Consider the following 20,240-nt stretch of genomic DNA (forward strand, 5'->3'; position numbering starts at 1 on the left):
CCTGTTAGGTCTGGAGCGCTGGCTCAGAAGGTACCCATTGAACTGGGGTTTGTTGCCGGCGGCCACCGTAATTGGCAATGCCATAGATGCCTTTGCACTCATCCGCTGTGATGATAGTGATGTTCAGGCGGGCATCTGGAGAGAACGTAACCTTGTTCATCCTGGGGCTCCTTTTGTGAGAACCGTAATTCTCAGTCGGAGCCCCGCGTGCCAGAAGTGGGTAGGTTTAAGCCGAGAGCTTGGCGGCTATTGCCAGTGCTCTTCCGCGGCGCCGTACCAGGGCGTTATGCCCGCATCGGTGATAGAAGTTGTCCTGAACAAGCCCCGCATGCCCCCCGAAGCGAGGCGCTGACCATGTCCAGAGTAACGTGAAGGCTCGCACAGCCCGTGAGCTGAACCTTCGATTACCCACCCGGCCTGTTGTAGGCGAGCGCTCGACTTCCGCCAAGGTGGCACCGCTCCTGAGCCAATTTGCCAACTGAATTTTGTCTTTGATTTCCAATTTGAGTCTACCTTCAGGGTTACGCTGCCAGAGGAATGGCGACCTTGAGCTTGGCTAGGGCCAGCTTTTCGATTTGGCGGATACGCTCAGCTGATACGTTGTACTTGGTCGCCAAGTCATGGAGTGTCGCTTTGCTCTCCGAAAGGAATCGCTGCGCAAGTATGTCTCGGCTGCGCTCGTCCAAACTGTTGAGCGCCTCATGCAAATCATCTGTCGAAGTGTCGGCCTCACTCTCGTACTGATGGGCAGGATCGTAACGGTGGTCTCCAATCTGATGGGCCGGGGTGAGGTATGCCGATTCATCATCTGCATCTGCGGCAGGGTCAAACGACGTGTCGTTCCCTGCCATGCGCGTCTCCATCTCCTTAACGTCGAGTACGCTCACATTGAGGGTGTCGGCGATGTGCCTCGTCTCATCGGCAGTAAGCCAGTTGCGGGACCGGGGTTGCTTGCGCAGATTGAAGAACAGCTTTCGCTGAGCCTTCGTGGTCGCCAGGCGAACCATTCGACCGTTGCGGATAATGAACTCGTTGATCTCTGCGCGAATCCAGTGGACTCCGAAAGTGATGAGTCTGACCTGAGCTGCGGGATTGAATCGCTTCACGGCTTTGATCAGCCCGATGTTGCCCTCTTGGATCAGATCGCTTAAAGGCAACCCATATCCTGAGTAGCTTCGCGCGATATGCACGACAAAGCGAAGCTGGGATGTAACGAGTTGGCGCGCTGCGTCCATGTCATTGTGCTCTACAAGTCGCTCAGACAAACGTCGCTCTTCCTCGGCACTCATGTTTGGTATCGAGTGAATCACGGTCAAATAAGCATCGAGGTTCGATCCCGGGACCATCGGGATCTGGGCTGCCGCCTTGGTAGATAGTGTTGAAGTGTTCAATGTTGCATTCCTGGAGAGAGTGGTGGCCCGCCGTCCCGGCGGGCAGTCTACTTAGAGAGCGGCAAGCTCTTCATTGATGATGCATGTCAGCTTGTCGCCATGTTCCTTGCGTACAAGTTCGCCAAGCATCGAGGTGTATGCGGCCTTAATCTCGTATGTTTTACCGTCGCTCAGCTCAAACACAATCTTCTGCTTGATCGATTTCCTCAGAGCCTTCAAATCCTCCAACTCTGCGGCCATAAGCCCAATAGCTTCCTCAAAAAAACCGAAGTCATTGGTAGGTACGGGCAGAGGGAAGTCGTCTCCCGGTGCTAGGTCGTAGCCTGATTGTTTGAGTGCAGAGCACACAGCTGATACCGCACTCGTCAGTGCATGACGTATCGAGGTGTCCCAGACCTTGGTCCACCAGATGCCCGACTTTTACTCCATTGATAATCAAATCGGCCGACCACATGCGGCCATCCATTCCATTCGCTGCCTTGAAGTTCTTCAGAGCGATGCCAGCCTGAATGGAGCGTTTGATGTTGTCGATCAGTTGCATTTTTAGTTCCCTCAGAAGTTGATGAGGGGATTGTGGGGTGAGCCTGGGTGTGCCAGAACCACCTTCAACTAGATTGGGATTGTCGCGCGAACTTGAGGATCCTAAGCCTTGCGCCAGAATGCGATTAGGCTGTCGGTGCCCCAATAGCAATCCTCTGCGAGCTTCTTGAAAAACTCCTTTCCGTCGTTGTAGCGGACATCAATCAAGCCAGTTACTGGGCGGCCTTTACGATCCCAAGATACCCAATCCTTCATGGTTTGTTCCTCCAGTTCCCGGAAGTCGGTGTCGAAAATGAAATTGCTGTTCGGCTCAGTCTATTGACCCAGGCGCTCTGAGTGCTACCCAAACTGGGGATCAAAACCCTCTAAACTCGGGTTTCTTTAGCAAGCAACGGCGCCGGTTGAATACGCTGGGTCAAATATCGCCCGATCAGGACCGCGGCCACAACATAAGCTACCCAAGACAAGCCCTGGGTGAGCGCCGGGGTTAAGGGGTCAACAGAGCTCACCATGCTAAGCAGCGCAGCTGCACTACTGCGCGCCAGGCAGTCCATCAGCAAGGCCAGCATGAAGATGCGTGCATCGGCCCAAGTAAGTGACCATTTCGCATTTTTGTCGGCATCGGGATACCAGTGTTGCGAGCCAGCTGCATCAGCGGGGTTACGACCAAAGATGCAAAAACCAATGCAACGGTTTCGTTCGGCGCTTCCTGAATCAGACCGGTATGCAGCAGGGCGAGGACGGCAACGTTCGATAACAGAATGCTCAGTACGAACCCGGCCCAGGTGTAGTTCACGCGGTTGCAGAACAGATATTTCATGATTGGCTCACTTTCTGGATGGCTAGAAGTTGAAGATTGAATGGGATTCAGGCATGCCAGAATCCCCCGCGTGGACTTAGGCTGCGATTTTGTCTGGCGTCTTTACCCACATGCCGCTCGCATTCTGGTAGCCAGCGGCGTGAAGCATGGTGCGGCCCAGACGTGTTGCCAGAAGGTAGCCGTCGTCTTCAATCCCTTGCAGTTCAGTTGTGAGGCCAGCCTCATGAAATGCTGCCAGGCACTCCTGCGTGGTTGTCTCGCGGTTGGCCATGGCAACGTACTGGTCGAAGGTCACACCAAGCTTGAGCATGGTGCCGTTAGCCTTGAGGAAGTCCAGTTCATCGACGATGTTGGAAGCGAGCTCAAGCTCTGCCCGAAGGCCCAGTCCAGTCAGCCCTAACTTCTTTTCCGTGATGCTGCAGGTGCTGTGCATGAATAAGATGCCCTCAACCCTCGCAGTGGCCGTAACGAAGAAGCGCTCTCCATGCCGATTGGTGACCAAGCAGGCAAAGACCTGTCCATCCAGGGAGTAGAAGAGGATGCCGCCAGCAAAGCGCTTGTAGAAGCCGCTCTCGTCACCCGTGGTTGGTGTCTCTGCAACGATCTTCGCCGCGGGAATCCACTTGTTGCCTGGGGTGATGATGTGTTCCATGTTGCGCTCCTGATTAGTTGATACCCCTATTAGAAGAGCGTCCAACGTGTGCCAGAAGCGGGCGGAACAGATTTAATTCACCCGGGTTTTCTAGCTCGCAAGAACCAATGTTGGGTTCTTCTTTCGATTCCGGATGTTGGCTCTCAATGCTTTAAGATCGGCAGCGGCGTCGTCGTGGTAATCGGCGATGACATAGCGACGACCACTGTCCGTCGTGATGATATCGGCACCAACAGTCTTGATCCGAGTTGTTTGGATGGGTGTTTCGTCTTCAAAGCCGATTCGGCCGTATGTGAAGCCGCCGGCCTTTGGCAGCAGCTGTGCACCATCATGCACAAGTCGAAAACCTGATATCACGCCATCGGCCTTTTCTTGTTTGGCACGATCGAGAGCGGCCTGGATGTGCGGGGCGTGCTTGGCGAACGGTGGATGATGCTTGCGCATGAAGACCTCCCTGATTTGGGGAGGGCGCCGGGCCCCCTGGTATGCTCTACGCGGCCACTTTGTTCTGTTCGAACCGCCAGTTGGCATGCTCGCCGCCTTTGGACTCCTGTTCGAGACGCTCGCGGGAGAAGTTAGTGGTGCCTTCACCCATGGTGATGCTTACCAGCTGCGATACGTGATCAGCAGTGAACTCTCCCTTGATCCCAGCAACAGTACGATCGGCGTCGTACATAGTCTGGGCTGGGATAGCAGCCAAAGTGGCCTCCATTGCAGGAACAAGCAGATTGCATTGCTGCAGGGTGGTGATCAGGTCGACATCCCGCTGGATGCACACCGCGCTCCCGCTCGCGATCAAGTCACACAGCGCCTGCATCTCAGAGCGTTGGCTTTGGCCGTTTGGGCCTCGCCCGTGTTGTCGAATGGCATGGTCTACAGCCTTTTGATAGGAACGCTCGGAAATCCCGTCGAGGACAAACGTTGCAGCAACTGCATATGCGCTTGCGAGCTTAGGATCCCAATAGGAGGTTGTGTAATCAGCGAGAAGGATGACCTTAACAAATTGCTCCGATCGGCCCTGAATGCAAACCCGAGCTCGAGCGCTCACATTTCGGACAACGCCTTGAGCGTTATAGAGATGAAAGGCCTGGTTGAGGTTTAGGGGGGTGGCTTGTGCTGTTTTCATCAGGACTTGCTCCAGTTAGTTAATGGAGCAATGGTCAACTGGTCTTTCATGTGGCAGAAGCCCTTGAGGTGAATTGCCTAATGGAACTCCTTGTCCTCCGGAACCGCCGTCGGCCAGTGCTCACAGCAACCCTTTCGCTGGCACCGGAGGAACTTTGAAATTCCCACTGCTGGCTCTTTGTCACAAAGCACTGTTCGAAGCCCACAGGCGGGATTTGAACCATCCAGCACGATGTGTGCTTTCTTGGAAAATCTGGTGTCTGGCCGGGAAAAAAAGCTGGCGTCTCGAAAAGCCGCTTTGATGATGTTTACGGAGGGCCCTGCGTCCTTAGCGATGACTCCTTCTTCGCCTTGGCAGCTATCACACAGTCCAATTTGTGAAGCTTCGAGTTCGGTCCAGCAATTGTCACAGTGCTCTAAATCGTGGTCCATACCTTTCTCCTTATTTCTGAGCGGGACGTCGGTGGTGGCGATTGATAGACATAAAAAAGCCCGGAGCTAGCTCGTTTTACGAGGTTCTTCCGGGCTTTGTGCGAGTTGGTGTTAGGCAACGCGCGACTGGGAAACTTCGGTTAATGCCGGCTTGATGGTCATCAATTCCAGAATGGCTTTCTGGTGCGGGCCATGCATGTTCCGGAAGGCCTTAATGAGTTGCTTCTCGCCTGCAGTCAGGCTGGAGGCATCAACCTGAATTGCGGCTGCTTGGGATTCTTCCGCCAAACTAGTCTCCAGGCGGGCAATGATCTCGGAGTTCATGCTTCGATGGTGTACTTTGGCTATGTCGGCAATCTGCTCACGCATTCCGTCAGGGAGGCGGACAACGAACTTGTCAGCTGTGCGGCTATTGAAGGGTGCTAGCTTGGGTGTGGTCATCATGTGTTCCTCTTTTCATGCCGTCGAGTTCGGCTCATGTCGCACAGTTTTAGGCTTGTTTGTGCGTGCCACCAGCACCCCGAAATATCATTATTCCGTATGCCTAGTGGCTAAATAGTATTGATATGGAGCCGAAACGCCAGCCAAAACAGGTTCCCGAATTTCAGGATGTTTTGGACGTGCTCAGCGCATTCACCATGATCCTGGTGCAGCGCTTACAGCTGACAGATCCGGCTACGGCATAGTTTTGCCCTGTGTCTTCAGTCAGGGTTACGCCGCAAAGGCTTGTTGTCCCGGCGGAGCGAAATAAGTGAGTAACGCACCCGCCTGCACTAGGTTCATACCGACAGTAGCCAATCCATGCGTCCGCTGGTTCAGGTACCCACAGTCGAGTGGCCTTCAATGCATTTGCCCGCGCTCGTTGAGCACTTGTGCAACCAACCGATTGTTGATCAGAACGTTGGCGACCAGTTGCTCGCCACGGTTACTGATGAGCTGCTCAAGGGCGTTCTGGCCCTGCAAAGCAAGCTCAGTGTCCACAAAGACTGGCGACTCTGTAGGTACCAGGGCTTCAAAGGGGATCTCAGCAACACCCATACCGGTGTGCAGCTCAGATACCTTGATGTGAGTGCTGGAGGAGAGGTGACGATGAATCGCGAAGGTGAAGGTCTCGCCGGCGATGTCGGAGTCAAAGGTAGCGAATAGCTCAGCAGAGCTTATGCCTTCGCGGGTGGCGAGATTGATTAGCTGGTTCAAGTGATGACTCCATCTGTAAGTTGATGGAGCCATCATCAGGTCTCCCAGCATGTGCCAGAACCACCTAGTGGGAATAATTCAGGAAGCATTAGTCCATGATTAATGAGTCATTCCAGGGGTGTTTGCTGGGTGGCTTTTAAATCTGAGCTGAGGAGATCGAGCCCTCGGAGTGGAGATACCGCGGTCCTGTGCCAGCTGGGTCCACTTATCTCCAAAGGTCTTACCCAGCCAGCTCTTGACGTAGACCTGGCGGTTCTCAATTTCCAGCGTTGCGGTTGAGCCCGGCATCACGCTGTAGGTACGTAGTGATAAGCAGTTGTCCTTGGTGACCGTAACAACCCGAACACGCATTTTGGGTTGAAACTTGGAGACCTTGAATGCGAAAGCTTGCTCGTCATGGCCAGACTCAATCAGGAGAGACTGGATCTGAAGAGCTGATTCTTTGGTGGCCGCCGTCCTGCGAAGTGAGGATCGTACCGTGGGGAGTCTGCGAGCGAGGAGTAAAGCTGAGACTGCGCAGCCGGCCCAGATCAGTGGTGCCTGGAACCCGGGTAGCAGATTAACTGCGGTCACTGCAGCTGTTGCGATGATTAGGGTCAGGTGGATCCGCGCTTTTCGCCTCTCTCGCCTGGATTCGAATCTCAAGTCCAGAGATGAAGCGATATCGACCCCTCTAGCTAAGTCCTTGCTGTCGAGAATTCCGGTTTTACTCATTTTTTTTGCCGGGAGGCGGATGCCCCCAGCCAATCCTGGTGGCTGCGTTAGGAACAGGTATATCTAAAAGATGGCGGCGATGCCACCGGAAATTGAATTCTAATATTGGCAATCGAGCAGGTTCTCGCAGGCTTGTTTCAAGCGGCCAACCCACCAAATTGCCAAGTCAAAGCCAGGGCGCATACCTTCACCCACGGGTTAGCAGCGAGTAATACGGACTGCGCGGGCTCACGCCACACAGTCAATGACCGCCATGAAGGTTTTCGAGTGCCTGTGGATCTGGATGCCAGCCTGCCAGCTGGCAGGCTGCATCGAAAGCTGCCATGTCACCGGAGAGGCGGAATTCGGCAGTCATACCCTGGATCTGATGTGCACGATCCTTCATGCCGCTCACGGTCACTGCAATCGAGTTACCGATGACGCTGGTCATTGCCGATGTGCGCAGGACGTCGGCAGATTCAATCATCTGAATTGCCATTTCGTCCATGCAGGCTGCGATGGCTGTCAGGTTGGTTTGAGCCGCTTGAGTGTTGATGGTTGGTGCCTGGATCATATTGTGTTCCTCTGTGTCAGTTATCGAGTGGCCGGGCGAGTAGTGCTGTGCGACCTTGGTGGTTCGTAGATACGGGCAGCCTTGAGCTCTTCTGTGGCGCGAATGAAGGCGGCAGCTTGTTCGTCATTTAGTGCAAATACACCGGTACCGCGCAGCGTTTTCAGTCCCGATGCGGCAGCCATTGCCTCGCCGTAGCTCAGGGTGCTCAGAACCGGCTTAACGGTGCCGTCGGCGGTGGACAAGTCCACTTCAACCAGCAGATTGTTGCCTGCCACTTTGAATCGTACGCTTGGCTGGTAATCGGGATTGAAGGAGGGCTGGTGGGAGCGCACTTCTTTCATTCCCATGGCCAGACCTTCAAAGAAACCTTCCGCCCAATGCGTGCACACCGTCCAGCGTGTGAAATCGTCACCGAAGTGGCTATACGCGTGCTCCGCAGATGCCACGGCAAGGCCTGCTCGGTCTAACGCCCTGGCCAACACTCTCTTGACGCTCTTCAGCATGGTCTCTGCCTCCTCAGTTGTTACCAAGTCATTGCTTGATGGAGTAATTCTGTGGCCATGTTCTGTGTGCCACAATCCCGCAGAATTAGCAGATAGGTGCTGCCGGCGGTGATGCATCCTTATCGGCCTGCCGTTTTGCCTTGCGAAGGCTCGCAGAGCGTTTTGACTGAGCCGACTTGACTGCCGCCTCAGGGCTGACAGCTTCAATTGAGTAGATATCGCACTCCGAATAGTCAGGATCGCTTGGCGACCCGCCATAGCTCCAGCTGCCATTTGGGAAACGAACTACCGTCCAAATCCTGCTCATGTTTGATACCTGCGTTAAGTGGGTGAATAAAATGCCGTTACCCGGCGAGTGCGACTTGTTGATCTTCAGCAGACCAATCAGTGATATTCCGGTAAGAGTTGACCATTGAGATCAACTCTTGTGGGATGACGACCGGCCTGACTGCACCCTTGCCAATTCGGACGAATCGGAGCTTTGCGGTGATGCGCTTGATGACCTTTTGAATGCCCGGTGTCCCCAACCGCCGGCGCGATGATTGCCAGTTCAACTCTGAGACTTCACGTGCCTCGCAAAGGGATTTCACCGCATATCGGGCTTGGTCGAGGATCGGGCGAGCCTCTGGTACCTCTTCAGACATCTCCCAGGCGGCCAGGCGGCATGCTGTGTCGATGCACATCCAGCCAGCCTCATTGAAGAGTGACTCATTCGTGCAGGTCGGATGAGCAGGAGTCATCTCTCGATAACTCCAAGAGCCATCCATGTAGTTGTGACTGGCGGTAGCCTTGAGAGCTGAGGGGTAATCGCTATTGACCCTACCGTAAACGTAGGAAGGGCCCGTGTACTGGATGACTGTGTAGTAGTCGGCAATGCGCTGAATCAGCAGTGCTGTGGCTCGACGGATGTTAGATGCAGTGACATCGTCGGCCATCCCCAGTTGAGCGCGCAAGCGGATGCGATCCAGGGGGGCAAGTGATCCAACATCCTTCGCCCCTCTCAGTGTTTGTGCTGAATCTGGTTGATTTCGCATGATGCGCCCTCTTAGTTGATGGTCATCATTGTCATAGTGTGTTGCGCGTGGCAGAAGCTCTTGAAAATTAAGATTCGCGAATTTCGCCGCTGGCCCTTGGTCCGTCAAAGTTCGGGTATTTGGAAACAAACACCTTGTTGTGGGCCTGGATCATTTCGGCGGCTTCGCCAGAGATCCCCCAGTGTGCCGGGAGGCAGCGTTTTCCAGTGAAGGTCGAGCAGGGGTCAACCAGTCCGTACTCCAGATCTAAGTCTTCGCTGCCGAAGCACACGAGCACTTCGGGCGCATCCAGTTCTGCGTACATGTCGTAATCACTGAGAGGGTAAGTGCCCCACTTCAATTCCGGGTGCATTTCCTGAAGAGTCTTGAGGAGTTCCTCGGTCGAGGGTGCCATTTCATTTCCTTGGTGCGCCAGCGGGCAGCTTATTGAGATTGTCGAGGGGCTCAAGCGGCAAAGCGTTCAATGCCGAGTTGATTGCGCTTGTTGCCAATCACGTTGAGCGAAACCCCAATCTCTGTGGCCAGCACGGAGTCTCGAACGGTACCTAGTCTTTGCACCTGTGCTTCAGTCCACTGATGCCTAGGTTTTGGGGTCTGAGCTTCGATGCTCAATGCGTTCCTCCGCAACATTACTGTCTGTAGGGTTACGCCCAGTTGATCTGCAGCTTCCCGATCGGTCATCGTGCCGAGGATTGCATCACGTTCGGGTGTCCAGCTACTGGCCCGACCACCAACGAAAGCGCCGATCTGAAGTTGCTGGCGCTTGTAGGCAACGGAGCTGCTCGAGATGCCTATCGCTGAAGAGACGTCTTTATCGGACATCGTCCCGAGCAACCTGAGGCCTTCCTCAGTCCATACCACTTCTTGTTGAGTTACCAGGGCAGGGATTTTAAGTTCACTTCTACGAAGGGTTACGCAGCTCCGGCTGACCCCAAGTAGTTTGGCCAGCGTCTTGTCCGGCATGGTGCCGAGCATCTTAATTTTGTCTTCAGTCCACTCAATGCGGGCGTGGGTGTTGAAAGCCGAGATTTGCAGCTGAGCCCGTTTTTTAGTGACACGCTTATTGCTCACGCCCCAGATCCTGCCGAGTTCATAGTCACTTTTAGTGCCGAGGAGTTTGATTCGATCAACCGTCCAGAACTTGACCTTGGGTGTAGATTGTTCTTTGGGAGCAGCCTTAGGCGCGGCTGGAAGCGCCCCATGCTCCGGGGCACCCTTGGACCGGGATGGCTTGATGTTGAGCCGAGTACGCTTGCTGGAGACGACACCAATGGTAATCCCAAGCTTTGCGGCTACAGCGCGATCAGTATCAGTACCGAGGAGCGCGAGAGCTTGATTAGTCCAGGTGTAGGTGGGTTTCATAAATGAGTCTCCGTTGAATTTCAGAATGGGCTCATTTTCCTGTCACCTAAGGTGTGCCAGAAGCGGCAACATATGAAATTTTCCTTCGAGAAAGCAAAAGCCCTCCACGTTGGGAGGGCTCATTCAATTCAAGCGGTCAGGCGGCCAGCGCAGCGTTCGGGCCGTAAAGAAACTCGGCCCCCACCACACTGATTCCTTTCAGCTCGCACATTCCGTGATTTCCATCTACCTCGATATCCAGGCCCTGAACCGTGTACGACACCTGCAGGTGCTCAAAGACTTGCTCCCCCATCACTTGATCAATCAGTGACTCAAGGGTGGGGTAGTTGCTCTTGAAGCCTTCCCACGTATCGGAAACCCGGCAGCAAGCTTCGACTCCATCGTCCATGGCCATGTAGCCGCAGTGGGTCTCGGTAGTACCGAGGGTCTTGAATTCGGTGAGGATGATGGTGAGAGAGTTAGCCATGTGTGGACTTCCTGTAGTTGAGTGATAAGTCATCTTCAGTCATGTCATGGTGTGCCAGAACCCCCAAAAATTGATCACTTCAGCTACGCAAGTCGGTGCCGTCCTGTGATCCAGTATCCCGATCGTTGGAATGTGTCTGGCCCAAACCTGGACATCAAAGTGCTGATGTCGTCTGCTTGAGGCACAGAATCGGCAGTCGGTTGTTTAGGTGGCATATGGTGAATCGTGCTTGAAGGAGTTAATCAGGGGAGGAACGCGAACGATCAGTTATGTCAGGCAAAAGTTGGGGCCTCAATGTCTCCATCAAGGATCGCTACCATCAACCAGCCCGCGTCGGGTTGCGACCCCCGGGCCTCGACCAAATCTTGATGAGCCATTTCCATTGAGAGGATCTCAAAGCTGGGTCGATCAGCCCAATGCTCTTGGTCACGGCTGTGAACTTGATAGCCAACGATCGCCGGTGCCAGCGCCGTAATTGGCAAGTGCTTCACGACGACCTTCTCGAAGCTCGACAGCGCGCGGGCGAAAAAACCAGATTCGGGAGGGCAAAGCGATACAAGGTCTGCAATGGTCATTTGCTGAATGGTCGCTTTGCCGACAGTCATACGCTGCCAATACTCGTTGAACTGCTCGAGCGGGCGAATCCCCGTGGAGTCCAACACAAGATTGTTTTTTGGACTGAGAAGGGCGCAGTGGCGCATTTCACCGTTTTCAACGACAGCGACTGCTTGCCCGGTCTCGGCCAAGATGTTCAGGGCGACAGTGAGGAAGCTTGCTTGAAGGCACGAGGCTTCTTGCTCCGCAGGAAGCTCAATGATCAACGCTTTGGGGCCAGTGCAGAGTTTCATAACGAGCAGTTGAATTGGCTTCATAGGGCCTCCTGAATCAGTGAGACCTTATGTTCATCGTGATTCGGTCGTGCCAAAAGCCAGCGAGGCTGAATCGCCGGCCCCCCAAACCTATTGCTCGGTTGCAGGTTGCGCAGCATCCAGCTCAGCCGCTTGCTCTTGCGTACGAGCGTAAGGTGGGATGTGCTCGAGCATCTGCTTGCGGTCGTGAGTTTCTCGATCAGCCTCTGTAGACGGCAACATCTGCATTCGGATCAACTCACTTCTGACCTGCGCGTCGGATGTATCAACGAGGTTCTGAAATTGCTCATTCACTCGGGCGTTCCTGACTTCCTTCATAATCAACGGTACTGCTTGAACGGCAGCTTTGATCTGGTCGAGGGAGTCTGTCCGATCTATGGAGTATTGCTCGGCTGGTGTTGGAACGCCGGTGATTCGGGAGACAAATGGCGACGCGACGTTCCAACCTATGTTTGCTGCACCAGAACCGATGAAGCCTATCAGCACTGCTGCGCTTAACATTTCAGCGATATTGAACAGGGTTCTCCGGAAAGGGTTCAGCTTTTTGCGAGCTTCGGCTTCATCCTCGGCTTTGCGTTTTGCACCCAGGTCGCGAGCTACAGATATCATTTCGATCAGCTTGTCTGCTTCTTCACGGGTAGTGAAATGAGCAACTGTTTTCGAGCCGGAGTGGTCGGCAACCACGTAAGAGAGAGGTTGCTCGTACCCTTGGCGGGTATCTACCTCGTCCAGAGAGCGGAGTGAGTAGCTGAGGCTGCCATAGCCGCTTGCGATCTCAACAGCAAAACCCGGAGCCAAAAGTCTTATCGGCCCACGCTCGCTCGCATCGACAGTGATATCAGATGCCGCTGCAAATATTGTTGGGTTGCTTTCCATGTGAGGATCTCAATGAACTAGTGATGCCTCATTTTGAAGAATAGCGCCCTCTCTGCAACCCAAAACCATGTTATGGAATTCCGGATCAAATTCCATGCTAATGACGACTACGGATCAGGAAGGACACCCGATGCTCGATTTGGCACCGAAAACGACAAGTTGAAGAAGCTCCAAAGCCCGTGCCGTATCGATCTCGCTCAGCTCGTCTCGGAAACAGCAGGGGCATGGAATTCCATCGTCTCCCGATGCAGATGGCGAGGAAGCACACTCTTGTGAACTGCCAAGCCACCCGCATTTCTCGCACTCTGCCAGGTAGTAGCGCGAATTAAGTGGCACACGTCCAAGGCGGCCCTGGTGCATTGCAGCTCGCAGCACAAAGCCTTCGTCTGAAGGGGCATCAATGATGGCCTTGAGGTCGGCCGGCTGGATCAGAATTGGGCAGCCCAGTGATTCGGGGTGGTCTTCTCCATCACCTTGCCAGACCCAGATGGAAGGCTCATCACTCTGGTACAGGCGGTATAGGTTGAGCTCAGCCTGCAGTCGGGCGATCGTTTTATCCTGCGCTTTCGCATGCTGAACCAGACGATCGAACTTGTAAGCAGGGACAGAGCGGCCCTGCTCAGTTGAATTCGAGCTGTCCTGAACGGGACGGATAGTAACGCCAGCCCGATTACCTGAGGTGCATGCCTTTCGGTTGATATCCACCTGATGCACTAACTCATTTGCGATCTGAATGCAGTGCTCCGCGTTGAAGGACTGACATCCGCCTGCAGAGGGCCCATCATTCAGCAGCTGGCGTATCGCCTTGGAACCCTGACTGATGCAGTGATTGAAGCCCTCGATATCCCATGCGGCCGGGCTGGAGGGCTCCGCAATGTGAGTTGAGTTCAGCATAGCGAGGAAGCTTTCGGCGGCGCTTCTATCGACTTCCGGTGAGGCAATGAGAAAAGGCTCCACTGTCTGCTTCAGTGAAGGCCACAGCAGCTTTAGGGCCTGGAGTGTATTCAGTGAATGGTCGCTGTCGTTGCTGTCTACGGACGTAGTTGCTGAAGTCATTGGCTCAACTCGGTTTTAAAGGATGGGGTGGCTGATCGTTAAGTCAGCCCTTCGAAAACAATATGCCGAGATGCACTCGTGCCAGAACCGGGTCAGGAAGATCCTGCAGTAACAATTCCAAGCTGTTGGCCAGCCTCTCGGACTAGGTCGAGTGAAGCGTTGTCATACCCCCAATAATTGAACTCGCGTTCACCTGGTGGGACTGTTTTAAAATACTGATGTCGGATCTGATCCCCCGACAGAACAAAGTCACGGATCGCCCGCACGAAGTCCCTCAATCCGCCCCCATGGCAGAAGTCTGGCCAGCTTCCATCGCTGTGCGTATCAACGACTTTCTGGGTGTACTCGTCCAGGATCAGTACGCGTTCGTTGTGTAGGCTCAGTTCTGCAATCCGTCCGCTGGCTTTGTGCAGGAAGAACTGCCGGCCATGACTGGCAATTGCGTTTAGAAATGAGTTGGCGATGGCGAGACGATGCTCTTGAGTCTCTGAGGAGGTTGTCACGGCGGACTCCTATACTGTATGTGGTAAAGGGCAAGATCAGCTGAAAGGCAGCATTTCTGGCAGAACATCTATGGCCTCGAACTCTCGTCCGGCTGCATTCTCCGCAGCGCGTGTGCGGGCCAAAAGCCGCTGGGGTATCAGTGACTGGGCGTCTGACCAGGCGCGGCATCGGTGAGCAGGGAAAGCCCCCAGTAGTTGCGGAAAGGACATTATCCCTTATAGGGAAGGCCCCCCAGCGAAAACCGAGGTGCCTAAAATCACGCCTCAAGCTGCTGCGCTTGTTGCTTCGTAGTCAATTCTGTTCTGAGTGTTGCCATTCCAGCCGCGGGGCTTTTTGTCATCCCGGTATTTGAGGCTGAGGATTGCCGAGTGGCTTTGGGACTGACCTTTGCTCAGATGCGCCAGGTGGGTCTGGGCGTCGCGGTAGGTCATTTGTTTGCATTCCTCGAAGAGGACTGAATCGCTGCCGCTGGCGGCGATGACCAGGTTCCCGACGAAGCTGACTTTTCGGATCAGAAAGCGAAAGTCATAGAGCGCTGCCATGGTGTTTCTCCGTTAGGTTTCGATGAGGTCATCATCAGCCCCTACGGGGTGTGGCAGAAGCGGCTAAAGCGAGTCAATTGGGTGCCTATCTCAAAGGACAGGCACCCCCACAATTACTGGGTTGGTTACTCAGCTGGCTTTGCTTTCTTGCGGGTGGGTTTCTTCACAGGCTCGGCCGGTGCGAGCTTTTGAACCGCTTCGCTGATTGCAGACTTGTTCTGGTCGATCCAGCTAGATTCAGGAGCAGGGTCAGCATCGATTTGCAGCGTAACTTGGTCCACCAGCCTGGGATTGAAACCACGTGGCAATCGGCTTGCTGGCGACAGGTTGAGCAGGTGGCGTGTCCAGTATTGCTTCCATTGCCCTTTCGGGCGGGCGAATTCCGCAGCGACCATGCCGGCCACCGATGACTTACCAGCGCCACCCTTGGAAAACAGGTTCGCCTTGTTGCTGAAGAGATGTGCCTTGAGCGTTTGAGTCACTGATTTATCCTCACAATCTTGTCGTGCCGGCGACGGTCTTGCCGACGCCAGCGTGGTTGAAGTGTACCGCAATGCTTTCAAGGGGGCGTGCAGGCCGGTAGTCCAAGGGTGCTGGCCCCTTGATACAAAGTGTGCACGGTGCCATCCATAAGCTGCACCTGAACCCACGAGTGCCCATCGCATGTGTAATTGAAGGCTAGCGCTTCGGCCGTCATTGCCTTGGCCTTAGCGAGCGCCTCATCGTAGGTAGCCCACTCATGGCTGTCGGACTTGAAAGTCAATACTGTAGGGGTCGAAGCGTTCGGACCCTCTGTGCCGTACTCAACGTTAAACGGTGGCAGGAAGACGGAAACGTGGAGGTTCGGGTCCTCATACCAGTCCGGAAGATCCTGCCCCAAGCTGGTGCCAATCACCGCCAAGGTGTAAGCGTGAACGAGGCTGGAGCCCATGTAAGATTGACCGTCAGGTGTCTCGACCAACCAACGGCCAGTGCCGATTGGACGGCTAGACAGCTGCCACTGAGCTACCAAGGGCATGATGGCGAGGAGGGTGTTAGGGTTACTGACAGCTTTTGGGGTGTCGAAAGGTCCAAACTCGCGGCGATTGAAAATTATGTCGCACTGCCAATCATCCCACGGGGCGCGAATAAGGCCTTTCTTCGAGGGCTCAAGTGCAATAGCGAGGTAGAGGCTGAGCAGGTTGCCTTTGAGATTCTGGAGTTGCATATGGGTCACCAGTTGAAGTTGATGACCCATAGTCCGTCTGGATTGGATGTGGCAGAAGCCTCACCAGCCGCGATTTCTATTCAGCTTGGTCTGCTCCATTTGGTTGGCCAGAAAGGACTTCGCTTTAACATCCAGCTGCTCGCATGCCTTCGCACTCCCGTCGCCCCATTCCATGACTGAGCCACCACCCGGATTCGCGCCATGCCAGCTATTTTGAGCGGCTTCCTCAGTGGCGTGACCGGTTGAGACCCACTCAAACTGGTCCCCGTACTCGACGTCCCATTCAGAATCGTGGTCATCGTCATCATCGTTGATAGGCCAGCACTCATAGAACGCCAGCGACCACTTGCCATCCTTGGACTGCCAACAAATGTTTTCCCGGTTGAAGCTCATGCTCTTTTCCCAGCTATTCGATAAGGGGCCGGCAGGGCTGGCCGTTACTATAGGGGTGGATGCGCCTTAGTAGTCTTCGTCGTCCTGAGCGATTTGAGCCATTACCCAGTCCCAATAGTCGGGGACTGTTTGTTCACCAACGGGGTTTGCTGCGCTCCAGTCCGAGCGCAGGTAGTGCTCGTGCTCGCCAGCCTCAAGGAACTTGGCCACGAGCTCGCTGCGAGATAGCCCGAAATCCTCGTAGTCGTAAGGGAGTGAGCCGGTATTGGTGTACACCTCAGCTGTGGATTTGTTCGGGGCGAATGTGGCGGTAGAGGTAGGATTATTCACGGTTAGCTCCCTGATTTTATGAGCTATATTCCGTCGAAATTAAGGGTGCCAGAACCCTCCCGCTCAGAAATTCAGTGAGCGACCGATAGACCCTCAACTCTACGAATCTCAGGGTCGGATCGGAATGCCGGGGGCCTGACCGCACGTGGTTGCTGAATTAGGATTGAGCACACTCAATTTTCGAAGCGACCCAGTTCCAGTAGCCCTGCAAGGTGTCACAATTCAAGACCTCGTATCTCCAGTCTTCCTTCGTATACAGGCCATGCTCACCTGCTGCTGAATACTTCGTCGACACTTGCAAAGCATCCAGTCCAATGTCTGGTTTCCGTTGCAGCAACAGGGTGGGGATACCTGCGACGAAACCCTCAAGCAGGGAAGCAAAACCAGGGGCCCCGGTTTCCGCCCAGCCATAGACCTGATCTTTGGGTTCAGCAAAATTGTCGAACCGCACCCTGCTCAGTATTTCGCTTGACGTGGTGTGTGAGAACTCGAGAATGCAGACATCGAAACATTCAAGCAGTGGCTCAAGTTCCTCTGCAGTTTGAACCGGGTGGCGGTCGTGAGAGTAGTTGCAGACTGCTTTAAGGGTCCAGCCTGCGATCTTGAGGGTGTTGATGAGAGCGTGGGCCATCATCACTGTTGTTGCTTCTGGCGTTGGTTCTGACATTTGGCACCTCCTGATTTTGAGGATCCCAGGATGCTTGGCTTAACCGTGTGCCAGAACCAGGCGAGGAATGAATGTTAGAGAGGAATTGCAGTTCCACTCAAAGTGCAGGCGACGTCTCAGGCTTCAAATATTCCGGAGAGATAGCGTCGGCGGGTATGTCCAGCCCCCACCACTCAAGTACCTTCTCGCGGAAAAGGGCCCAGTCAGCTACGGTGGTCGAACCGTGGGTACAGAGCCTGCACTCTGGCGAGCCAGCAAGCTGTTCGGTAATAGTGTTGTGAAGGTCGATACCTCTCTCACTGAACCGTCCGACAGTGCTGGCGTCGCTGCATTGGACCCAAATTCTGTCCCGCAGCGGGGTGGTTTCAAACCAATATTCGAGAGCCAATTTCGTTACTCCGTAACTGGCCATTTCGGCCCGTGTGACACCAGATTTTACCCGTAGGCGTGGATTGAATCCAAGGTGAGGCTCTTAATCAGGGCTCACCGTTCCTCGGCGAGGATCTCATCGATCAACTCGCCTGTAAGCATTTCCATTTCCGCAACGCGCGCTTTGGTACCGGTGACGGTATCGAGCTGCTCAAGGTAGGCATTGAGGTGGCGGTATATGGCCAGCGGCTTGGGCGGTGCTGTCACCTCTTTGTAGAAGGGGCTAGTCATCCCGAGTTCGTAGGCAAGACCGGATAGAGCAGCTATCACGACCTCTTCAGCGGCGAGTGCCCAGTTCAAATCCAAGGTGCTGATGTCGACCCTATCCAGTAGGCACCCATTTGCCCGGAACCTCTGCGTTAGCTTGCTGGATGTAGGAAATCTCTCACCACGGGTATGCTCAATAGCCAGGACGTCGATGTACTCAGCAACCAGTTCTCGGTCCTGCCTCAGGCGTGTGTAGTTTATTAGTCGGCCGGCGTGGAAAATTGCGCTAGGACCACCACTGTTGGCTTCCACGATATCACTGTCGCTGCGATGTCCTTCCAGATCGCTGTAGTTCATTTCTGTACGCAGATCACCGAAGCAGCTGAGGTCAGGGTTTCCTGCCTCTAGCTGGGCGTCACAAGGCTCCAGAAAGATAGCCTGCAGAACGTCCATACGGCACGTGAATTGGGAGGGGAAGGTGAGCATGACCCCCTTAACGAAGACGTCGACGTTGTTAAGTGCGGGGCGGGCAGTGATGAGGTCCATAATTATGTCCTTATGCGAATATGCTTATGCTGCGGTCACTTTGCCAGTGCCAGAAGCCCATGGCAGGTAGTTAAGCTGGCCGCCAAAGCCCCATCCCCTATTACATACCCGCTTTTGAAATGACGAAACTGGATGCAGTCGGGGAGGACGCTGAATGTATCGATATTCGGTAACAGGGTTTTGGGTTGCTGTACTGCTGCTGTGCTTTATGTTGGAGGTCTTCTTCAATTGCAGGAGTCACCCATGCAAGTCAGTCAATTCAAATGGGACCGCTTTCATCAAGTCGATGTGTTCAGCCTGGTCGAGGGTGATCAGGTCATCGTTGCAGGCAGCATGGTCACCGTAGCAGCCCCAGCTTATGAAAAGGATGGTCAAGTTCACCTGCCGGCCGCGCCAATCGAGCAAGCAGTAATTTTGGTAGACTTCTCCGATACGGCTGCAACTCGCGCCATGGATTACGTAGGGTCTTCAGTCCATGACTTCGGGGACGGTACGGCGATCATTGCCGAACTCGATGGGTCTACAGACCTGGTCTACTCACCTCGACTGCCCAAAGCAGAGCTAGAAGCTTTCTGCCAAGAGCATCTTGAGCGATATCGGGCGTTTAACTCCCAGCACAGTGAAGCTATCGAGGAAGGTGAACCGGTTCCCATGGAGCCATGGTGGGCTTGATACGAATCATCACCCCTCGCTCTCAATGAGTTTTGATTTGAGTGAGGGAGTGGGTTGACCCAGATAGGGTGTTATTGGCTGATAGTACGAGATACAAGCTGGTTTCAGAGTTCAGAATGCCCTATGGAACGTCTCATTCTGGCTTCGCAGATCCCTGCGCCGCTAGTGACGCCAGCAGCTTATCTTTGGCGATCGACACAGTAGGAATTCCCGCATAAAACCGATAGATCTGATGGGTTACAGATTCGGCTTCTTCTCCGGTATCTCCTGCCCTGATGGAGAAAGAGTCACGCTCCTGCAGCGCGATATCGGTGATCGCCGAGAGTTCAGGCTTCAGCAGGAAGCCCTTGAGCAGCACTGAGCCGAACTTGGTTTGACCTTCAGGGGAAAGCCTTTGGTATCCATCCCAAACCATCGCGTACTGCCGTGCGCTCATCTCAGAGTGCTGCCAGTAATAATCTGAGCTCTTAGAACCAGCCCAAATCGCGCAGCCGGTTGCCAGGATGAAGAACCAAGTGCTGGCAAAAATGGATTTCTTGGTCGCTGCAATTGGTTGTTGAGGTTGTTCGGAGAACATTTGAGTCCTGATAGTGTTTAACCGGGGGCACTCAACGAGATCGAATGCCGAACGTCTGGTAAAGAAGGATGAGGCCTCGGCTGTAACGGCGGTATTCCTCATCGGTTTCGAGGTGGTCAGCATACCCAACCCCGAACTCTCGAGTAAGCCCTTTGCGTAACACCCAATCGATGAACAGTGGTCGCATCACCGTTTCTGCGAGTCCGCGCGTTTCGTGCACCCAGCACAGTTCGGCCGCCGGCGTGACTACTTGTACCAGGGAGCCTTCACCCTGGATGTACTTTACGGCCCAAACATCTGGCGTCGTATCCATAGCAATAGAGAACCAGATATCTCCGCTGGGTTGATCACTGAGCTTCGTTAGCGAGCGTTTTCGATAGGCATTGCTGACCATGCCTTCAAAAGCGAAGCCAGGCGTGAAGGTCGCACGATCAGTACCAACAATCAGGCGAGGTCCGAAATAATCCAATTGATCCCGAAGGATCTTGGACAATTCCGGGCCAAGCCGGCGCATGTAAAAAGGCTCGACGTAAACTTTAGGCTTGTCGGTCATAGGATTCCTCAAGTAGGAATGGA

At 54.2% G+C, this 20,240-nt stretch carries 31 protein-coding genes; 1 reads left to right on the forward strand and 30 read right to left on the reverse strand.

The window, feature by feature from the left end:
• Positions 1-4: 4 nt before the first annotated feature.
• From MF6394_RS34105 to MF6394_RS01780, 28 genes are all read right to left on the reverse strand, one after another.
• Complete coding sequence (locus tag MF6394_RS34105; RefSeq protein ID WP_161952148.1) at positions 5-160, reverse strand: hypothetical protein; 156 nt, start codon at positions 158-160, stop codon at positions 5-7.
• Positions 161-521: 361 nt separating this feature from the next.
• Positions 522-1,391 (reverse strand): RNA polymerase sigma factor RpoH, encoded by an 870-nt coding sequence (gene rpoH, locus MF6394_RS01635; protein WP_078465964.1) that lies wholly within the window; start codon positions 1,389-1,391, stop codon positions 522-524.
• Positions 1,392-1,442: 51 nt separating this feature from the next.
• Entirely contained in the window at positions 1,443-1,631 is a 189-nt protein-coding gene (locus tag MF6394_RS01640; RefSeq protein ID WP_078465965.1) for a hypothetical protein, read from the reverse strand.
• A gap of 31 nt (positions 1,632-1,662) precedes the next feature.
• Positions 1,663-1,932, reverse strand: coding sequence for a hypothetical protein (locus MF6394_RS01645; protein ID WP_078465966.1), 270 nt, complete (start codon positions 1,930-1,932; stop codon positions 1,663-1,665).
• Between the two features lie 101 nt (positions 1,933-2,033).
• Positions 2,034-2,186: a hypothetical protein gene (locus MF6394_RS34110; protein WP_161952149.1), complete on the reverse strand. Its 153-nt coding sequence runs from the start codon at positions 2,184-2,186 to the stop codon at positions 2,034-2,036.
• Positions 2,187-2,484: 298 nt separating this feature from the next.
• Positions 2,485-2,751, reverse strand: coding sequence for a hypothetical protein (locus MF6394_RS01650; protein WP_078465967.1), 267 nt, complete (start codon positions 2,749-2,751; stop codon positions 2,485-2,487).
• Positions 2,752-2,827: 76 nt separating this feature from the next.
• Entirely contained in the window at positions 2,828-3,403 is a 576-nt protein-coding gene (locus tag MF6394_RS01655; RefSeq protein ID WP_078465968.1) for a hypothetical protein, read from the reverse strand.
• Positions 3,404-3,493: 90 nt separating this feature from the next.
• The gene (locus tag MF6394_RS01660; RefSeq protein ID WP_078465969.1) at positions 3,494-3,847 is read right to left on the reverse strand and encodes a hypothetical protein; all 354 of its coding nucleotides are present in this window, start codon (positions 3,845-3,847) and stop codon (positions 3,494-3,496) included.
• A 46-nt stretch (positions 3,848-3,893) separates the two neighbouring features.
• On the reverse strand, positions 3,894-4,529 hold the full coding sequence (locus MF6394_RS01665) for a hypothetical protein (RefSeq protein ID WP_078465970.1): 636 nt from the start codon (positions 4,527-4,529) through the stop codon (positions 3,894-3,896).
• Positions 4,530-5,071: 542 nt separating this feature from the next.
• Positions 5,072-5,404, reverse strand: coding sequence for an Arc family DNA-binding protein (locus tag MF6394_RS01675; RefSeq protein WP_011923151.1), 333 nt, complete (start codon positions 5,402-5,404; stop codon positions 5,072-5,074).
• A 396-nt stretch (positions 5,405-5,800) separates the two neighbouring features.
• Positions 5,801-6,157 carry a hypothetical protein gene (locus tag MF6394_RS01680; RefSeq protein WP_078465972.1) on the reverse strand — a complete coding sequence of 119 codons (357 nt, stop codon included), beginning with the start codon at positions 6,155-6,157 and terminating at the stop codon, positions 5,801-5,803.
• 955 nt (positions 6,158-7,112) lie between these two features.
• A complete protein-coding gene (locus tag MF6394_RS01690) occupies positions 7,113-7,424 on the reverse strand; it encodes a hypothetical protein (protein ID WP_078465974.1) in 312 nt (103 codons plus the stop codon).
• A gap of 20 nt (positions 7,425-7,444) precedes the next feature.
• Complete coding sequence (locus MF6394_RS01695; RefSeq protein ID WP_078465975.1) at positions 7,445-7,927, reverse strand: hypothetical protein; 483 nt, start codon at positions 7,925-7,927, stop codon at positions 7,445-7,447.
• A gap of 344 nt (positions 7,928-8,271) precedes the next feature.
• The gene (locus MF6394_RS01705; protein ID WP_011923146.1) at positions 8,272-8,961 is read right to left on the reverse strand and encodes a hypothetical protein; all 690 of its coding nucleotides are present in this window, start codon (positions 8,959-8,961) and stop codon (positions 8,272-8,274) included.
• Positions 8,962-9,028: 67 nt separating this feature from the next.
• On the reverse strand, positions 9,029-9,355 hold the full coding sequence (locus tag MF6394_RS01710; protein WP_011923145.1) for a hypothetical protein: 327 nt from the start codon (positions 9,353-9,355) through the stop codon (positions 9,029-9,031).
• 50 nt (positions 9,356-9,405) lie between these two features.
• Positions 9,406-10,323 (reverse strand): hypothetical protein, encoded by a 918-nt coding sequence (locus MF6394_RS01715; protein ID WP_011923144.1) that lies wholly within the window; start codon positions 10,321-10,323, stop codon positions 9,406-9,408.
• A gap of 136 nt (positions 10,324-10,459) precedes the next feature.
• Positions 10,460-10,789 carry a hypothetical protein gene (locus MF6394_RS01720; protein ID WP_078465977.1) on the reverse strand — a complete coding sequence of 110 codons (330 nt, stop codon included), beginning with the start codon at positions 10,787-10,789 and terminating at the stop codon, positions 10,460-10,462.
• A 272-nt stretch (positions 10,790-11,061) separates the two neighbouring features.
• Positions 11,062-11,661, reverse strand: a complete 600-nt coding sequence (locus MF6394_RS01725) for a hypothetical protein (RefSeq protein WP_078465978.1) — start codon at positions 11,659-11,661, stop codon at positions 11,062-11,064.
• A gap of 87 nt (positions 11,662-11,748) precedes the next feature.
• A complete protein-coding gene (locus MF6394_RS01730; protein ID WP_078465979.1) occupies positions 11,749-12,534 on the reverse strand; it encodes a hypothetical protein in 786 nt (261 codons plus the stop codon).
• A 114-nt stretch (positions 12,535-12,648) separates the two neighbouring features.
• Complete coding sequence (locus MF6394_RS01735; protein ID WP_078465980.1) at positions 12,649-13,590, reverse strand: hypothetical protein; 942 nt, start codon at positions 13,588-13,590, stop codon at positions 12,649-12,651.
• A gap of 92 nt (positions 13,591-13,682) precedes the next feature.
• Positions 13,683-14,093, reverse strand: a complete 411-nt coding sequence (locus MF6394_RS01740; RefSeq protein WP_078465981.1) for a hypothetical protein — start codon at positions 14,091-14,093, stop codon at positions 13,683-13,685.
• A 264-nt stretch (positions 14,094-14,357) separates the two neighbouring features.
• Positions 14,358-14,636 (reverse strand): hypothetical protein, encoded by a 279-nt coding sequence (locus MF6394_RS01745; RefSeq protein ID WP_078465982.1) that lies wholly within the window; start codon positions 14,634-14,636, stop codon positions 14,358-14,360.
• Positions 14,637-14,761: 125 nt separating this feature from the next.
• Complete coding sequence (locus MF6394_RS01750; protein WP_078465983.1) at positions 14,762-15,118, reverse strand: hypothetical protein; 357 nt, start codon at positions 15,116-15,118, stop codon at positions 14,762-14,764.
• Between the two features lie 77 nt (positions 15,119-15,195).
• The gene (locus tag MF6394_RS01755; protein ID WP_078465984.1) at positions 15,196-15,843 is read right to left on the reverse strand and encodes a hypothetical protein; all 648 of its coding nucleotides are present in this window, start codon (positions 15,841-15,843) and stop codon (positions 15,196-15,198) included.
• 60 nt (positions 15,844-15,903) lie between these two features.
• The gene (locus MF6394_RS01760) at positions 15,904-16,236 is read right to left on the reverse strand and encodes a hypothetical protein (RefSeq protein WP_078465985.1); all 333 of its coding nucleotides are present in this window, start codon (positions 16,234-16,236) and stop codon (positions 15,904-15,906) included.
• A 66-nt stretch (positions 16,237-16,302) separates the two neighbouring features.
• The gene (locus MF6394_RS01765; protein ID WP_078465986.1) at positions 16,303-16,566 is read right to left on the reverse strand and encodes a hypothetical protein; all 264 of its coding nucleotides are present in this window, start codon (positions 16,564-16,566) and stop codon (positions 16,303-16,305) included.
• Positions 16,567-16,723: 157 nt separating this feature from the next.
• The gene (locus MF6394_RS01770; RefSeq protein ID WP_078465987.1) at positions 16,724-17,233 is read right to left on the reverse strand and encodes a hypothetical protein; all 510 of its coding nucleotides are present in this window, start codon (positions 17,231-17,233) and stop codon (positions 16,724-16,726) included.
• A 483-nt stretch (positions 17,234-17,716) separates the two neighbouring features.
• Positions 17,717-18,415, reverse strand: a complete 699-nt coding sequence (locus MF6394_RS01780) for a hypothetical protein (protein ID WP_078465989.1) — start codon at positions 18,413-18,415, stop codon at positions 17,717-17,719.
• A gap of 243 nt (positions 18,416-18,658) precedes the next feature.
• Here MF6394_RS01780 and MF6394_RS01785 point away from each other — a divergent pair, with 243 nt between their 5' ends.
• The gene (locus MF6394_RS01785) at positions 18,659-19,087 is read left to right on the forward strand and encodes a hypothetical protein (RefSeq protein WP_078465990.1); all 429 of its coding nucleotides are present in this window, start codon (positions 18,659-18,661) and stop codon (positions 19,085-19,087) included.
• Between the two features lie 133 nt (positions 19,088-19,220).
• On the opposite strand, the gene MF6394_RS01790 is transcribed toward MF6394_RS01785, so the two are convergent.
• Together MF6394_RS01790 and MF6394_RS01795 are read right to left on the reverse strand one after the other, a co-directional pair.
• Positions 19,221-19,664, reverse strand: a complete 444-nt coding sequence (locus tag MF6394_RS01790; RefSeq protein ID WP_078465991.1) for a hypothetical protein — start codon at positions 19,662-19,664, stop codon at positions 19,221-19,223.
• A gap of 31 nt (positions 19,665-19,695) precedes the next feature.
• Entirely contained in the window at positions 19,696-20,217 is a 522-nt protein-coding gene (locus MF6394_RS01795) for a hypothetical protein (RefSeq protein ID WP_078465992.1), read from the reverse strand.
• Positions 20,218-20,240: the final 23 nt, after the last annotated feature.

Origin of the sequence: Pseudomonas sp. MF6394 (assembly GCF_002018845.1) — a bacterium.
Lineage (GTDB): Bacteria > Pseudomonadota > Gammaproteobacteria > Pseudomonadales > Pseudomonadaceae > Aquipseudomonas > Aquipseudomonas lactis.

Excerpts from the sequence above, each read along its gene's own strand:
- MF6394_RS01755 (WP_078465984.1), bottom strand. The coding sequence starts at position 15,843 with ATGCAACTCCAGAATCTCAAAGGCAACCTGCTCAGCCTCTACCTCGCT.
- MF6394_RS01790 (WP_078465991.1), bottom strand. The coding sequence starts at position 19,664 with ATGTTCTCCGAACAACCTCAACAACCAATTGCAGCGACCAAGAAATCC.
- MF6394_RS01710 (WP_011923145.1), bottom strand. The coding sequence starts at position 9,355 with ATGGCACCCTCGACCGAGGAACTCCTCAAGACTCTTCAGGAAATGCAC.
- MF6394_RS01730 (WP_078465979.1), bottom strand. The coding sequence starts at position 12,534 with ATGGAAAGCAACCCAACAATATTTGCAGCGGCATCTGATATCACTGTC.
- MF6394_RS01760 (WP_078465985.1), bottom strand. The coding sequence starts at position 16,236 with ATGAGCTTCAACCGGGAAAACATTTGTTGGCAGTCCAAGGATGGCAAG.
- MF6394_RS34110 (WP_161952149.1), bottom strand. The coding sequence starts at position 2,186 with ATGAAGGATTGGGTATCTTGGGATCGTAAAGGCCGCCCAGTAACTGGC.
- MF6394_RS01735 (WP_078465980.1), bottom strand. The coding sequence starts at position 13,590 with ATGACTTCAGCAACTACGTCCGTAGACAGCAACGACAGCGACCATTCA.
- MF6394_RS01795 (WP_078465992.1), bottom strand. The coding sequence starts at position 20,217 with ATGACCGACAAGCCTAAAGTTTACGTCGAGCCTTTTTACATGCGCCGG.
- MF6394_RS01665 (WP_078465970.1), bottom strand. The coding sequence starts at position 4,529 with ATGAAAACAGCACAAGCCACCCCCCTAAACCTCAACCAGGCCTTTCAT.
- MF6394_RS01650 (WP_078465967.1), bottom strand. The coding sequence starts at position 2,751 with ATGAAATATCTGTTCTGCAACCGCGTGAACTACACCTGGGCCGGGTTC.
- MF6394_RS01720 (WP_078465977.1), bottom strand. The coding sequence starts at position 10,789 with ATGGCTAACTCTCTCACCATCATCCTCACCGAATTCAAGACCCTCGGT.
- MF6394_RS01745 (WP_078465982.1), bottom strand. The coding sequence starts at position 14,636 with ATGGCAGCGCTCTATGACTTTCGCTTTCTGATCCGAAAAGTCAGCTTC.
- MF6394_RS01725 (WP_078465978.1), bottom strand. The coding sequence starts at position 11,661 with ATGAAGCCAATTCAACTGCTCGTTATGAAACTCTGCACTGGCCCCAAA.
- MF6394_RS01645 (WP_078465966.1), bottom strand. The coding sequence starts at position 1,932 with ATGCAACTGATCGACAACATCAAACGCTCCATTCAGGCTGGCATCGCT.
- MF6394_RS01705 (WP_011923146.1), bottom strand. The coding sequence starts at position 8,961 with ATGCGAAATCAACCAGATTCAGCACAAACACTGAGAGGGGCGAAGGAT.
- MF6394_RS34105 (WP_161952148.1), bottom strand. The coding sequence starts at position 160 with ATGAACAAGGTTACGTTCTCTCCAGATGCCCGCCTGAACATCACTATC.
- MF6394_RS01660 (WP_078465969.1), bottom strand. The coding sequence starts at position 3,847 with ATGCGCAAGCATCATCCACCGTTCGCCAAGCACGCCCCGCACATCCAG.
- MF6394_RS01640 (WP_078465965.1), bottom strand. The coding sequence starts at position 1,631 with ATGGCCGCAGAGTTGGAGGATTTGAAGGCTCTGAGGAAATCGATCAAG.
- MF6394_RS01655 (WP_078465968.1), bottom strand. The coding sequence starts at position 3,403 with ATGGAACACATCATCACCCCAGGCAACAAGTGGATTCCCGCGGCGAAG.
- MF6394_RS01715 (WP_011923144.1), bottom strand. The coding sequence starts at position 10,323 with ATGAAACCCACCTACACCTGGACTAATCAAGCTCTCGCGCTCCTCGGT.
- MF6394_RS01690 (WP_078465974.1), bottom strand. The coding sequence starts at position 7,424 with ATGATCCAGGCACCAACCATCAACACTCAAGCGGCTCAAACCAACCTG.
- MF6394_RS01785 (WP_078465990.1), top strand. The coding sequence starts at position 18,659 with ATGCAAGTCAGTCAATTCAAATGGGACCGCTTTCATCAAGTCGATGTG.
- MF6394_RS01695 (WP_078465975.1), bottom strand. The coding sequence starts at position 7,927 with ATGCTGAAGAGCGTCAAGAGAGTGTTGGCCAGGGCGTTAGACCGAGCA.
- MF6394_RS01675 (WP_011923151.1), bottom strand. The coding sequence starts at position 5,404 with ATGATGACCACACCCAAGCTAGCACCCTTCAATAGCCGCACAGCTGAC.
- MF6394_RS01780 (WP_078465989.1), bottom strand. The coding sequence starts at position 18,415 with ATGGACCTCATCACTGCCCGCCCCGCACTTAACAACGTCGACGTCTTC.
- MF6394_RS01770 (WP_078465987.1), bottom strand. The coding sequence starts at position 17,233 with ATGTCAGAACCAACGCCAGAAGCAACAACAGTGATGATGGCCCACGCT.